General features: G+C 40.8%; 15 protein-coding genes. 5 read left to right on the top strand and 10 right to left on the bottom strand.

Annotation, left to right across the window (positions count from 1 at the left end):
- Positions 1-448: 448 nt before the first annotated feature.
- The 6 genes from BFP75_RS21290 to BFP75_RS21270 all read right to left on the bottom strand — a co-directional run bounded on the left by BFP75_RS21290 (position 449) and on the right by BFP75_RS21270 (position 6,037).
- On the bottom strand, positions 449-1,876 hold the full coding sequence (locus BFP75_RS21290) for a DUF1593 domain-containing protein (RefSeq protein ID WP_099547338.1): 1,428 nt from the start codon (positions 1,874-1,876) through the stop codon (positions 449-451).
- Positions 1,877-1,988: 112 nt separating this feature from the next.
- A complete protein-coding gene (locus tag BFP75_RS22035) occupies positions 1,989-2,162 on the bottom strand; it encodes a hypothetical protein (protein WP_165776659.1) in 174 nt (57 codons plus the stop codon).
- A gap of 188 nt (positions 2,163-2,350) precedes the next feature.
- Positions 2,351-4,219 (bottom strand): feruloyl-CoA synthase, encoded by a 1,869-nt coding sequence (locus tag BFP75_RS21285; protein ID WP_099547337.1) that lies wholly within the window; start codon positions 4,217-4,219, stop codon positions 2,351-2,353.
- A 62-nt stretch (positions 4,220-4,281) separates the two neighbouring features.
- Positions 4,282-4,650, bottom strand: a complete 369-nt coding sequence (locus tag BFP75_RS21280) for a DUF7009 family protein (protein ID WP_099547362.1) — start codon at positions 4,648-4,650, stop codon at positions 4,282-4,284.
- 4 nt (positions 4,651-4,654) lie between these two features.
- Positions 4,655-5,239, bottom strand: a complete 585-nt coding sequence (locus BFP75_RS21275; protein WP_099547336.1) for a bifunctional precorrin-2 dehydrogenase/sirohydrochlorin ferrochelatase — start codon at positions 5,237-5,239, stop codon at positions 4,655-4,657.
- Between the two features lie 210 nt (positions 5,240-5,449).
- Positions 5,450-6,037, bottom strand: coding sequence for a DUF4202 domain-containing protein (locus BFP75_RS21270; protein ID WP_099547335.1), 588 nt, complete (start codon positions 6,035-6,037; stop codon positions 5,450-5,452).
- Positions 6,038-6,198: 161 nt separating this feature from the next.
- Here BFP75_RS21270 and BFP75_RS21265 point away from each other — a divergent pair, with 161 nt between their 5' ends.
- Positions 6,199-7,692 carry a DUF1593 domain-containing protein gene (locus tag BFP75_RS21265; protein WP_099547334.1) on the top strand — a complete coding sequence of 498 codons (1,494 nt, stop codon included), beginning with the start codon at positions 6,199-6,201 and terminating at the stop codon, positions 7,690-7,692.
- 326 nt (positions 7,693-8,018) lie between these two features.
- On the opposite strand, the gene BFP75_RS21260 is transcribed toward BFP75_RS21265, so the two are convergent.
- Positions 8,019-8,300 (bottom strand): family 16 glycoside hydrolase, encoded by a 282-nt coding sequence (locus BFP75_RS21260; protein ID WP_099547333.1) that lies wholly within the window; start codon positions 8,298-8,300, stop codon positions 8,019-8,021.
- Positions 8,301-8,546: 246 nt separating this feature from the next.
- Here BFP75_RS21260 and BFP75_RS21255 point away from each other — a divergent pair, with 246 nt between their 5' ends.
- Entirely contained in the window at positions 8,547-9,524 is a 978-nt protein-coding gene (locus BFP75_RS21255; RefSeq protein WP_099547332.1) for a formylglycine-generating enzyme family protein, read from the top strand.
- Positions 9,525-9,547: 23 nt separating this feature from the next.
- A complete protein-coding gene (locus BFP75_RS21250; protein ID WP_099547331.1) occupies positions 9,548-10,894 on the top strand; it encodes a Gfo/Idh/MocA family protein in 1,347 nt (448 codons plus the stop codon).
- Between the two features lie 346 nt (positions 10,895-11,240).
- Here the strand turns inward: BFP75_RS21250 and BFP75_RS21245 are convergent, their stop codons facing one another.
- From BFP75_RS21245 to BFP75_RS21235, 3 genes are read right to left on the bottom strand one after another with little or no spacing between them, the layout of a single operon-like run.
- Entirely contained in the window at positions 11,241-11,648 is a 408-nt protein-coding gene (locus BFP75_RS21245; protein WP_099547330.1) for a hypothetical protein, read from the bottom strand.
- 11 nt (positions 11,649-11,659) lie between these two features.
- Positions 11,660-12,139 carry a DinB family protein gene (locus BFP75_RS21240; RefSeq protein ID WP_099547329.1) on the bottom strand — a complete coding sequence of 160 codons (480 nt, stop codon included), beginning with the start codon at positions 12,137-12,139 and terminating at the stop codon, positions 11,660-11,662.
- 9 nt (positions 12,140-12,148) lie between these two features.
- A complete protein-coding gene (locus BFP75_RS21235) occupies positions 12,149-12,937 on the bottom strand; it encodes a class I SAM-dependent methyltransferase (RefSeq protein ID WP_099547328.1) in 789 nt (262 codons plus the stop codon).
- Between the two features lie 99 nt (positions 12,938-13,036).
- Here BFP75_RS21235 and BFP75_RS21230 point away from each other — a divergent pair, with 99 nt between their 5' ends.
- Entirely contained in the window at positions 13,037-13,612 is a 576-nt protein-coding gene (locus BFP75_RS21230; RefSeq protein ID WP_099547327.1) for a Crp/Fnr family transcriptional regulator, read from the top strand.
- Between the two features lie 67 nt (positions 13,613-13,679).
- Positions 13,680-14,228 carry an MFS transporter gene (locus BFP75_RS21225; protein WP_165776658.1) on the top strand — a complete coding sequence of 183 codons (549 nt, stop codon included), beginning with the start codon at positions 13,680-13,682 and terminating at the stop codon, positions 14,226-14,228.
- Positions 14,229-14,382: the final 154 nt, after the last annotated feature.

Here is a 14,382-nt window from a genome sequence, read left to right as displayed (position 1 = left end):
AAGATCTAAAGACGTCCAAAAGATAGGATAGGCTAGACCACTAAATTACTGACAAATAGCATGGGAAATATGCGTGCTTAACTTCTATATTTTAACAAATGGATGCATTAAAATTTTAAAAAAATAAAACAATCCTCATGTATAAATTTGTATCGGTTGAAATAAAATCCAATGTACCTTGGTTTGACCAAAAGGAATTTTTTTTGTCAATTCCAGAACTTAATTTTTGGTTTATTGCTTTGCGATTTTCATCTATCGTACTGTGTATGCATTACAACTAAATTTGTTTCTCAACTATTCAAAAATATGAGACAATACTAGTTTTATGTTTCATTGGTAAGACGTAACACATCACTAGGTATCCATAATTGTACATGCTTTACATGACAACAGAGGCAAAAATACCTTTTGAACACCTCCTACTCCATTGCCAAGGTGGCCGCATCTGCTATTTAGGCACCACCGTAACGATAACCCGCTTGTATCTAGTTAAGGAAGGGCTGCCTTTATCCGTGAGCTTCAAAATAAAATGCAGGGTCTCCTTTTTATCGACTTTGGGTGCCGTAAGGTTTACGATATGAACGTTCTCCGCGCCCAAATTGACTTCGTTTTTATACGTACTTTCCTCCGGATAGTAAAACCATAGATAACTCAGGTTATCCCCATCAGGGTCGGTGGAATTAAAAGCATCCAGACTAAAAGCTTCGCCCGATTTCACCATAAACTCCTCCGGATGCGTCAACCCGGGCACCGGTGGGTGGTTCGCCTCTTCATAGGTCATGAAACACCAGTCCATACGGGCGGCAAAATCATTTTGAAAATCATCCCGCCACCGCCATAAGGTGGCCTTGTTATCCTTGAAGGTTAGGGTGTCCCTTTTTACGTTCCGCCCATATTCTTGGGGCACATAAGGGGTGTATGCATCATCAACATTCGTCCAAATAGCTCGGGTTTCCGGCCCTATGGTTACGATGGAACTTCCTTTTTTGGTCTTGTCAAATTCCGGTTTGTAGAGGGCGTATCGGCCGCCCCAAGCACCCCAGTCCGGATGTTGGGGTGCGTTGAGTCCGTTGGGTATCAGGGACAAAAATGCTGGGGTATCCCCTTCTACGCCCCAAGCCACATCGGGATATTCCGCACCTAAGGGCCCATGGTCCTGCTGAATATTTTTAGCGATCCACGTATTGCTAATGGTACTGTTATCGATTCCGTTGATATACGTATTGATTCCTGTCCAAGTGGCCGAGGCATAGTGATCTCCCGGGGAAACGATATAGAATAGCTCCGGAAACGTATTGCGTATCCAAAGGCCGCTGTCATCCTGATCAGAAATGGTATGCACCCGTAGTTTGGAGATCAATCGCTTGGCTTCGCTTTTACTTTTCGTCTGTTTTATTTTATGGAGGGATTGCGCCAAGGTATTTACCCCGCCCCAGACCGAAATCCACAACGGACGATCATCCTTTTCTTCCAAGACCTTAATGATCCAATCCGAACCTTCGGAATCTTTACCGTCGCCTACACCGTCCATGCCGTACACCGGAAGTCCCTTTTTGATCAGGGACAACAAGGCTGCCGATTCCGGATAGCCGGATTCGTGTTTTAAAAGGTTGGGTTGTACTTTGCCATACGCGCGAAGTACTCTTGCAATGGACTCCGGATTTATTTTGTTTTGCATCCAGCACGAGGTGGTGGCCACCAGTCCTTGGATATCGATTTGATTGGCATAGAGCAGCAAGCGCACCAAGGACTGCGTATCATCTGGATCGGCCTCAATATCTGTTAAGATGACAACTCTTTGTTTTTGAGGTGTTTGGGCGAGGGATGAATTGCTGACAAGCAAACAAAGGGAAATTAAGTATAAAAATGTCTTCATAGGATTAAGGTTAACGGTGTAGCACGTGAAAATGCACACCATTTTTGTCTTGATTAAGTTGGTCTAGTTTTTATCAATGGATGCTAAAGTTAACAAAACTGAAGTAACCTCGTTACTGTTTCTTTACCTGAAAAGCGTTTGGGTATTGCACTAGGGGGATTTTGACTTTGACTTTTGGTTCTTGGTTGTTCCCTTCGGCTACACTTCGGCTTGCTTCGGCTACGCTCAGCACTAGCCGCTCAGTGTCCACGCTCAGTGTGCAGTTGTTGGTTGTTAAACGTAACATTTGTCAATTCGAGTGAATTTTGTGGGTCCGGCCCGTAAAATTAGCCCTCCTTTCGGGCAAGTATTGAGAATCAAATGTTACGTTTCAGCAGGCGGTTCCCGATACAAATTTGCTATCGAAAACCATGCGAACGGCCATACCAAAAACTTTGGGGTGGCATAAAGGACCTACGGTACATTCTTGGCCCACTAGTAGTTCGTTTCAAAAATACCGGGTTCCAAGTGGTGCCCATACAGTTTGGCCACCAAGGAACTTCTGTGCTTTAAGAAGGCATACTGATTGATGGATCCCTTTTCCGTTACTTCTCCCTTTTCGGGTGAAAGTTCAAAGTCGGCAATGAGGGCACGCTTAACCTTTGTGGAACTGCCGGTACTATTTTGGGCAAGGGTATCCAGCATTTCCTGTAAACAGTCCCGTATGGGGAGGGAATGTGCGGCATTAAAGTCGGTCGTTTGAAGTCCGCCACCCAAGAAATCCGCACAATATCCAAGATTCAGAAATAAAACGGCCCCCACAAAATCCTGGTCATGCCCCGTGATGACAACATCCTTTACCAAACCATTGCCTTGGGCTATAATGTTATTGCGAAGATTCCCCACATTTACCCAGGTTCCCGTACTTAATTTAAAATCTTCGGCTATCCTACCATCGTACCGCATGCCTATATTGGGGTCATGCTCATCTATGAATTTTAAAGCTTCCGAGGTTTTATAAAACCCTTCCCGGTCAAAAGCATTGGCAGTGGCTACCTCATTTTTCCAATACCCCGGCGTGATATTGGGGCCCTTGAACCTGGCTTCCCACCTATCCCCCATAGGGACCAGTTTCATTTCCAAGCCCGGAACCGGGACCCCCAAAAATCCGGCCTTGCTGTCATAGGCGGTGCAGAACATGGCAGACGGGCTAGATTCCGTCATCCCAAAACCGGATGAAATCAATATCCGCTTGCCCGTAGTCCGTATGGAAAGTCTTTCAAGTTGGTCCCAGACTTTTTGTGAAATACTGGCTCCGGCATAAAAAAGCATCTTCAGTCTGGAGAAGAATGTCCGGCGCAAACCTTCATCGGTATTTAAAAAGGGAATGAGCTCCTCAAACCCTTTAGGTACGTTGAAATAAACCGTTGGGGCAAACTCCTTTAGATTTTTAATGGATTGCACCATTCCCGTTGGGGTTGGGCTGCCCTCATCAATATACAGGGAGCCTCCATTGTACATGACCAACCCAAAATTATGGTTGCTACCAAAGGTATGGTTCCAAGGCAACCAATCCATTAACTGCAAGGCACCATTTTCTACAAAAGGAAAGGTCTGGGTAATCTGTTGCCAATTGGCCGTAAGGTTTCCATGGGTATTCATGACCCCCTTGGGCAGCCCAGTGGAACCACTTGTGAACAATACCTTTGCCAAGGTTTCCCTACCTATTTTATCGTAGGCTTCGGCAACGTTAGGTGTCGGTTTGGTTTTTACGATATCCTCGAAACGGTCCGTATCCGGCATCCCATTTTCAACAAAAATAAATCGGGTATTCTTGGTATTTCTGGCCACGCCTTCCAGTGCCTTTTTATAGGCATTTCCATCCTGAACAAAAATCAATTCGGGGTCCAGAACATCCAAACAATGCTTCAGTTTTTCAAAACTATCCGATTTCAAGGAGTACGCGGGACTAATGGGCGCATAAGGAATACCAATATGCATAGCGGCCGTTGCCAATAGTCCATGTTCAATACTATTGCCGGAAAGCAGGGCAATCGGCCTGTGTTTTGAAGTCACGGTATCCAATAGATACTGCGCGATTCCCTGAATTTTCTGCCAGGCTTCCACATAGGTAAGCGTTCTCCAGTCTCCATCTTCTGCGCGCTGCGCCAAGAAAATGGCATCGGGTGTTGTATGTGCCCAATATTGTAGGCGTTCGGTGACCTTTACCGGGTGCTGCCCCAAAGCAATTTTGGATTTCAGATAATTGACACCCTTTGCCCCTACTTCTCTCTCTATATCAATGGCAATGGTTGGTACCTCCAAATAGGGAATGTTATTGGTTACCCAGGTCTGTTCGCTCATAACGTAATTGAATTGACTGTCCGCTTGACGGTCTAGCGGGGGTAAAAATAGGTAATCAAGTCTTATTTTGACAATTTCGGGTTTGGATAATTGTCCGATTGGTCCTCATCGGTATTGTCCATACAGACAAAATCCTTTTCCAGCAAAAGCGACAAGGTGGTGCCCTTTGCCATTTTTATTTCAGAGCTGAAACCTACTAGGTCATTGTTTGCCCATGACACGGCTTTTCGCTCGTTCAGGTACAGGGTAATGGTGTCGTTTACAAAGTCCGCATGCAATTCCGGTGTGGCCGCGTCCACCTTAATCGCGTATACAAAGGTCCTTTTGCCAAAAGGGGTCTCCTCTTTGTAATATCCCGTTTGTGCCAAGGTTTCGACTTCACTTTTTGTGAGTCGGTAACGCACCGTATTCCCTTTGATTCTAATTTTCATGTGTTCATTTATTCTTCTTTTCAACCAATCCTTTGGTGAATTCATTTAAGGTCTCCACTTTCTCCTCAAAATCGCCTTTGATGGTCTTTCTGAATTCATTGAGGTTCTTGACCAAATCATCAATATTCTCGGGGATGACGTCCTCAAAAAACTGTCGGAGTCTTTTGGCGGTCGTGGGGGATTTTCCATTCGTGGAAATCGCCACTTTTACGTTCCCCTTGGTGACAATACCTCCCATATAAAAATCACAAAACGGCGGATTGTCCGCCACATTCACCAAGATACTTCGTTCACGGCAATCATGGTATACTTGCTCGTTCACGGCAACATTATCCGTCGTAGCAACGACCAAATGCTTGCCCTTCAAATAATTGGGATTATAACTGTCCTCATGCATGATTATGTTTGCACTTTTGGCCAATTGTACGGTTTCCTCCCTAAACATGGGGGAAACCATTTCCACCTGCGCATTGGGGCTCGATTTCAGCAAAAAGGTCAATTTCTCCAAGGCGACATTGCCTCCACCTACAATCAGTATTTTGAGGTTGGAAACTTTTAAAAAAATAGGATATAGTTCATTTCGCTCCATGTGTTCTATGTTGTTCGGTTTTCTATATTCATTTTTAATGTTGACTTCAATCCAACTTTTCTGTCTCCTCGAGCGGAGTCGAGAGGTTTTAGAATTGAAAAAACAAATTTAGGTCTCGCATCTCGATATTAGTGTATGTTGAGCGAAGCCGAAATAAACGATAAGACAGCTCGACCTGACATTTCATTTAAACAAAGATTAAATTCCTTTTTATAACAAGGCCTTTTCCACGAACTCCTTGGATGTTTGTGACAAAGGGAGTTTCAATGCGGCCTCCTGTCCTTTTTTGGACATTTTTCGCCAGGTCTTTTGTAAAATATCCACCACCTTTTCCTGCGGATGTTCCTTGGCGAACGGTTCAAAGTAAAATTCCAAAAAGACCAAACAAATGACATCCTCCAAGGTTTGGGTTTCGGCGTTTCGTTTCAGTTGCCTTTTTTCCAACAGAAATTTCACCTTGTCGATCGTCTCCGAATCATACCCAACTTTCTCCAGTATTTTCGAGGCTTTTTCGGCATGAAACTTTTTAAGGTCCTGTCTCCACTTCAAATAACCTGTCCGATTCATTTCACAGGATTCCCTAGGAATTTCCCATCTACAAATGTGTTGCGCCCTTACCGTTAAACGTAAGGCTTCGGAGGCATCCGGGGCAAATTCGTTCAGCTTTTCGGTCATGCGAATCGCATACAAAACCTCCTTGGGATATTCCTTGCCAAGATAGGTTTCCCTGTTGGGGTCTTTTTTGTTCGCTTCATCAAACAGTTCAAAAGCCTTATAGATTTTGTCTGAAGTAGGCATGGGTCAATTTTTAAACTAAGATACAATATTGGATACAGCTAAGTTCCCATCCCCTTGGTTTATTGGTTTATCTTATCGGGTTATATTTAAAAAGTTATGCTTAAACTTGAATAAATTAATGCGATACCGCTTTCGTAATCTAAGCTTTCAAATTTTTAAAAATGAAACGACTTTTAACAATTATATTATTTCTACCGATACTTGCTCCTATAGTATCCCAAGACCTCCCTAAACGCACCATCGTGACTACCGATGGTGAGATAGATGACGTAGATACCTTCATCAGGTACCTTCTCTACTCCAATGAGTTCGAAACCCAGGGTTTGGTATATTCCAGCTCCATGTGGCATTGGAAGGGTGACGGCAAGGGTACCAAATTTACCTCGGAAATGGAAATGACCAAAAAAATCTACGGGAAGGATCTTACGGACCTACGATGGCCAGGAACCCAATGGATAGAGGAATTGCTTGAAGAATATGCCAAGGTCTACCCAAACTTGATCGTACATGATAAGAACTACCCAGCGCCCCAGAAGCTATTGGGTTTGGTCAAAGTAGGAAATATTGATTTTGAAGGGGAAATGGCCCAACGCACAGAAGGTTCAAAATTGATACAAGAAAAGTTGCTTGATGATGACGATAGAGAGCTATTTTTACAAGCATGGGGAGGCACCAATACTATAGCCAGGGCCCTTAAATCCATTGAGGAAGACTACAAAGGAACCAAGGATTGGAAAGCCGTTAAGGAAAAAGTTTCCAAAAAAGCCATCATCTACACCATAATGGACCAGGATGCTACCTACAAAAAGTATATCGGTCCCAATTGGCCGGAGATTAGGGTTTTCTACAACGCCAACCAATTCTGGTGTTTTGCCTATCCTTGGAAACAAGTGGTTCCCAAAACTCAGCAACCTTTTCTAGAGGGAAGTTTTATGGGCGCTAACATTATTAACGACCATGGACCACTACTCAAAAAATATTATTCCTATGGCGATGGACAAAAACAAGAAGGAGACCCCAACCATTTTGAAGGCGATATCTCTAAAATAATCAATACTGAAAGAGGAAGTTTTTCAAAATATGATTTTATATCCGAAGGGGACAGTCCCGCTTTTCTTCATTTGGTGGATGTTGGGCTGAACAATTATGAAGATCCCTCTAGAGGTGGATGGAGCGGGCGATTTGTGCTTTCCGAAGAAAACCCATTTCGTTATGAGGATGGAGAAAATGCTTCCGACCTCAACCCTGAAACTGGAAAAATGGATAAAAGCTACCCTCAAACCCGATGGATAAAGGCCATGCAATTGGATTTTGCAGCGCGTGCAGATTGGTGTATAAAACCCTTCGAGGAGGCCAACCATGCCCCGGAAATTATTGTAAAAGAAGGGCTTTCCATTACTGCCAAAGCCGGTGAAATAGTTAACCTTCAAGTTTCTTCAAATGATATTGACGATCATCCTGTTTACATAAAAGCTTGGTGCTATGATGAAGCCGGGGACGGACATGCACGGGTAGAAATAAAACAGGATATGGCTACCGTAGAAATACCTTCAGCTGCGAAAAAAGGAAATCAATTCCATATAATCATTGAAGGTACGGATACCGGTTTTCCTGCATTGACCAGATATCAAAGGGTCATTTTGGTAGTTCAGTAGTTGACAATCATTATATATTTTGGGTGATTTCATTATGCAATTACAAGGCACCCCAAGAGGATAAAAGGTCTACATTAAATCCATATCTGTTTTCATTTAGTATTCAGAAATCAAGAAGCTTATAATCAATGGACTATCAGCTCAAAATTGTTTACGTTGCCTTTGCAATTTAATATCCTAACTCCATAATTATACCTCAGCGCTTTACAATTTCAAAAAGGTACCTCATACCGGGTCTTCGAACTACGATCCACATGAGGGTAAAAAAGAGGAATTACCTATTCATGTGGCACTATCGTGAAGAGGTGTGCTTCATCTGCCTTACCCTACTCGGAAAACGAACGTATGGGGGTAAGAACTACTTTTCTAAATTCCACTTCTGCACCTTCTGCCTGTAAGGCAATTTGTCCACTACTGGCGGTAGCGTTATATCCGTAATTGACCAAATCGCCGTTTTCCCACACTTTGATTTCATTATTGAGACATTCAATTACCATTTGATTCCATGCTCCCAAAGGGTTTTCTGAATCATCGGTAAGGTTCAGTATTCTACGTTTTTTATCCAGGGACAAGCCAACGTAGGGCATTCCTTGCCAAAAGAAATACATGATAAGATATATGCAACCAACGTAAGGAATTTCTTGAAAATAATAAGAATGACCTATTCAACTTCATTGGTTCATTGCAGTAAAAATTGATGTTTATCAAATACTTTGGGAATTACAGAACTTTCACTAATTTTTGTTTTGCTTATATTTAATTTCTATGTTGGACAAAGCAAACCAACACGATGATGAATTTAAGCCATGTATTGGGTGGTTTGAGAATCGGGCGTTTCCTTATTTTTTTAGTTCATGGATAAATTCAATCTTTTATTACTTTTTTTCATTACGATTGTAGTAAGTACTCCCGTAGGCGCACAAGAAGAGGCATTGGAAGACTTCACACAGACCATTGGAGGTTCCAAATTGGAAATAGAAATGGCTGCGATACCATCGGGCAGTTTTCGCATGGGTAGCCCAGAATCTGAAAAAAATAGAAATACTGATGAAGGGCCCGTTCATGAGGTAGCCCTTAACTCCTTTTGGATTTCGAAATATGAAATTACCTGGGAGGTATACAACCTTTTTGTGAATCGGGCCATCGATGATGCAGAAAATCCTACCACCTCCAAAGAGGTTGATATTGATATTGACGCCATTTCCGGGGCCACCATTCCCTATGTAGATATGAGTTTGGGCATGGGAACCAGTGAAGGTTTGCCCGTGGGCAATGTTACCCACCATGCGGCATCGCAATTCTGTAAATGGCTTTCCGCAAAAACCGGCCATTTTTATAGATTACCCACAGAGGCAGAATGGGAATACTGCGCCCGTGCCGGTACATCAACCGCCTATCATTTTGGGGATGATCCCAACGCATTGAATGACTACGCCTGGTACTATGAAAATAGTGGGAATACGTATCATCAAGTTGGGCAAAAAAAACCAAATCCCTGGGGATTATATGATATGTATGGCAACGTTGCGGAATGGACCTTGGACCAATATTTACCCGATGCTTATGAAGACAGGAAAGGGACCACCACATCACCCTTTGAAATGGCCATAAAAACCTACCCTCGTTCCGTAAGGGGAGGGTCCTATAATGACGATCCAGATTATCTAAGAAGTGCCGCCCGTTTGGGATCCAATGAAAATTGGAAAATGCGCGACCCTCAATTTCCAAAAAGTAAGTGGTGGAATACCGATGCCCCTTTTGTAGGCTTCCGTATAGTTCGTGATCCCAACGTGCCCAATAAAAATGAAATAAATAACTATTGGGGCCAATAGCCCATAAATTAAATAAATGATTCATGAAAAGTTCAAAGAACAAAACCGATGTAAACACGAATACCTCCAGAAGGGGGTTTTGTAAAAACACAGCGCTGGTGGGCGCAGGCATGCTCCTACCCGTATTGGAAATGAGTGCTATGGTAAACGTTTTAAACGATAAGAAGTTAAAACTTGCCGTGGTCGGCTGTGGCGGACGTGGCACCGGTGCTGCCAACCAAGCCTTAAAGGCCGATGAAAATATAGAATTGGTTGCTATGGCCGATGCCTTCCAGGACCAATTGGACAATAGCCTGATGAACCTTCAAAAAGAATTTGAAGGCACCAAAAAAGTGAATGTTAAGGAAGCCCATAAATATGTGGGTCTGGATGCCTATAAAAAGGCAATAGACATGGCAGATGTGGTCATTTTGGCAACGACGCCAGGCTTTAGGCCATACCACTTTGAGTATGCCATAAATGCGGGTAAACATGTATTTATGGAGAAACCGGTGGCGGTTGATGCCCCAGGAATCCGTAAGGTCTTGGAAATGGCCAAGGTTGCCAAAGAAAAAAAATTGAACGTGGTCGTGGGACTACAGCGTCACTATCAAAACAATTATTTAGCGATTGCCGATAAAATAAAAGAAGGTAGCGTGGGCAAGATAGTTTCTGGCCAGGTTTATTGGAACAGTGCCGGGGTTTGGGTACGTCCACGTAAAGAAGGACAAACAGAACTGGAATACCAAATGCGAAATTGGTATTATTTCAACTGGCTCTGCGGGGACCATATTTTGGAACAACATATACACAATATCGATGTGGCCAACTGGTTTATTGGTGAGTATCCAGTTTCTGCACAAGGAATGGGGGGCAGACTGGTACGAACCGGCAAGGACCATGGCGAGATCTTTGACCATCATTTTGTCGAGTTCACCTACCCTAGTGGGGCGGTCATCGCCAGTCAATGCCGTCACCAACCGGACACTTGGTCCAAAGTGGGCGAGAATTTTCAAGGTACAAAGGGCAGTATTGAAATGAACGATGCCGGTGCTGCAAGCATTACCGGTTTGAACGGGGAGAAACTGTTCGATTATCGCAACCGAAATGACCCTAACCCATATCAAGTGGAGCATGATCGTCTTTTTGCTTCCATACGAAACAATGAGGTTATCAGTGATACCGAAAACGGTGCAAAAAGTACCATGACAGCAATTATGGGACGAATGGCAACGTACTCCGGAAAAGTTATTTCATGGGACGATGCCTTAGCTTCGGAAAAATTACTGATGCCTAGTGAGATCACTTGGGATTCGACTCCGCCTAGCGTTCCAGGACCCGATGGATCATATCCTATTCCTACACCAGGAGTTACAGATGTTTTGAGCTAAGCTAAATGTTCTCAAATACACACAAAAAAACCAGTAAAAATGTATTTTACTGGTTTTCGTTTGTTTAGGTGTCAAAAATTTTAATTTGATACCCTTTTTGTCGGGGTGGCAGGATTACAACCTTACCACATAATCAATTATATATCAATTAGTTACGAATTCAAAAACTTAACTGTTGACCGATTTGTTGACGGTATTTTAAATGAACTTAGAGTAAGATGACTTACTTTCTGATATCTAAAAATATGTATTAAATAATTCTAAAAACAAAAGATTATACTAATTTTAAAACTGAATCTTACCTAATTCTTTAAATTAGTTCGAAACACACCTTTTCAATTACCCTTCATCCGCTTACTTTAAAGCATAATATCCCAATTAATAAACCTAAGGATACAAATCCTATTCCCATAGCCATTGGTACTTGCAGCTCATTATTTCCTGATTGCAATGTCAACTCCGGTAATGCAATTAAAAATACTCCCTTAAGGAAAAATAATACCCCAACAACAGAAACCAAAATTTGATGTAAGCCCTTCCAAAAAAAGTGATTGACAAGTATTGTAGCCCCAATAAAAAAATGAACCATACCTGACAAGTTGATAAGTACCGGATCTGACCCTTCTTTTACAATTAAACTCGTGAAAAAATCGGGAGATAACAAGAATCCACTCCCGGTTACAATTAAATAAAGAGCCAAAATTCTACCTATCTTAAACGTCATTGTTGATTTCACTTTTTTATCACTTTCCATCCTATTTTAAATCAATGCTTTAGCATTATGTTTTTATGAATTAGGTTACTAGAGATTGGTCGCAAACCCAGTTCTCTTGACCAAATAGATAACTGCCCCATATGATGTATTTCATGTGCAATGATATGCATTAAAGCTTCCCCATAGGTACATCTTATTTCATTTGCGCCTACTAACAAATGTAACGATTTAAATTCTTTGCTCCCATCCCAAGAGTCAATATAACCCTTCACCTCTTGTCGAAACTCTTCGGATAGTTTTTTTAAAGTATCTAGATCATAGGTTTTAGCATCATAAGTTAAACTGCTTATGGGTTCGTTCTTTAAATCTCGAATCCAATTGTGCTCAACTTTGACAATATGAAACAAGGTTTCTTGAATACTCCCTAAACCGCCAATTCTCTTTTTAATTAATTCTTCTTTTGGCACTTGAATTAAATAATTCAGCCATTCATCTCTAACTTTCCAATTATACTCGAACAAGTATTTCATTCCCTTTAGCTATTGATCTTTAGACAATACAATAAAAAGATAGTCGCCATAATCATTTTTATAGTCATCAATAATCTGTTGAATGTTACCGTTGGCAATATCACTTTTTAAAGTTGAAAGGCCTTCTTCAACTTCTTGTCTTAAACTTAACAATGAGAACGAAGAAATACCACTCCTAACATTGGGATTTAGGTATAGGGCCGGCCTTTGCTTACCAGAATACAGAAAATAATCTTGTAAATCAGGAGTCACAAAATACTTTTCCAATTGATTAACTCTTAAGTTTGTCTCCGATAAAGCATTTACAATAGCATCAAGAGAAGGCATTTGAAGTATTGATTTTTCCATCATTTTGGGAAAATAATGGTTCAACCAATATTTTTTCATTTGAAAAGGAGTGGATGTAAAGATTACAAGCTTTCCACCTACTTTCAATACCCGGCTTAGTTCGTTAAAGGATAAATTTAAATCTTCCCAATGGTGTATGGTCAAAGTGGCAACGATTCCATGTATTGATTCTTTTTCTAAACCTGTACTTTCCGCATAACCAGTTTTCCAAACTCCTTTCGGATACAAGTTTTTGGCTTCATTTATCATAAGTACTGATGGGTCCATTCCTATTATATTTAAATTTTCTTTTAAGAACAGACCAGTGTAATTTCCAGTTCCGCAACCAATATCCAAGTAATATTTATCAACTTCAGGTTCTAGCAATTCACTAAGTTGTTTGAATATTTCCCGGTCGGGTTTCCTTGTATTATTGTATGATTTGCCAATATCATTATACACTATATCCATTTTTCAAAGTAAATCTTCATTTTAGAAAAAAATCTTAATCCAGATTAATAAAGATTCATAAATTATAATTTATACTGTATTTAATTTCAGCCCTGATTCTTGGAACGATTAAAAAATCATATACAAAGTCATATTGAACTCTCACCTGAAGAATTGAGAACTGTCATCACTTCTTTCAAGTGTAGAAACTTTTCAAAAAACGAGTTCATTCAATATTCCGGGACAAAATCCTTAGACCTGCTTTTTATTGAAAATGGTTTGGTCAGAGTTTATTATTTGGACAACCAGGGTATAGAGATTACCATTCATATTGGTATGGATGATATGTGGGTAAATAACTTGTACGCATTTATTTCAGAAAAACCTTCTAATGTTTACATCCAAGCACTTGAAAACTCTACAATATACTTAATACAGAAAAGACAACTAGAAAGACTTTATGAGACGATAGGAAGTATGGAGACTTTTTTCAGGTTGAAAATAGAGCGGGCTTATCTGGCACTACAAGATCGTACCTTAAATCAAATTAATAGCACAGCGGAAAGTCGCTATATTGAATTTAAGGTAAAATATGGAGATATTGAATCAAAAGTACCTCAATACATTATAGCATCATACCTAAGTATTACTCCCGAACATCTGAGTAGAATAAAGAAAAATCTACTAAAAAACTAATTTCTTAATCTACATCAAGAACTATTGTTCATGGTAACAATAATATTGTGCCATGTCTTATAATTCTATGAAAAAAGCGTCTTTTATAGTAATAATATCGATGTTGATGGCCCTCGTTTCATTAGTGATTAATATGATGCTTCCTGCCTACATAAAAATAAAACAGTCCTTTAATCTGTCTGACTCTAGTGAAGTACATAAAGTAGTTTCATTTCTTTACTTAGGATTGGCTATTGGTCAACTTTTTTTAGGTCCTCTTTCAGATGCTTGGGGAAGGAAAAAAGTTATGGCTTTAGGGCTCCTTACGTTCTTATTCGGATGCTTGATTTCTACATTAGCGACAAAGTTCAACTTTTTGTTGATTGGACAGATAATTCAAGGCTTGGGACTGGGAGCCCCCAGGGTACTTACCTTATCAATAGTAAGGGATAAGTTCTCAGGAAACAGTATGGCAAAAATAGTGTCATATATTATGGTAGTCTATATTTTAACTCCAACTGTTTCACCTACATTTGGAAAGTTTATTGTGGACCTAGTACCATGGAAGTACTTGTTCGTTTTATTTGGTTTCATTACAATAATAGTATTGCAAAAAACGGTCATAGTATACCACTAAAAACGGATTAAAGTGAACCACCCAAAACGGACTAAAGTGAGCCACCTAAAACGGGTGAAAGTGAACCACTAAAAAAGTCGATTCTATTTGTAAAAAGTCAAAGGTCTTTTTTTGTTAAAAAGACAATGGCTAATAAGCAAATAGATATGCGTAA

This window comes from Maribacter sp. 4G9, assembly GCF_002742265.1.
GTDB lineage: Bacteria > Bacteroidota > Bacteroidia > Flavobacteriales > Flavobacteriaceae > Maribacter.
Note: the sequence above shows the minus strand (reverse complement) of the source record. Positions and strands in the feature narration are given on the sequence as shown.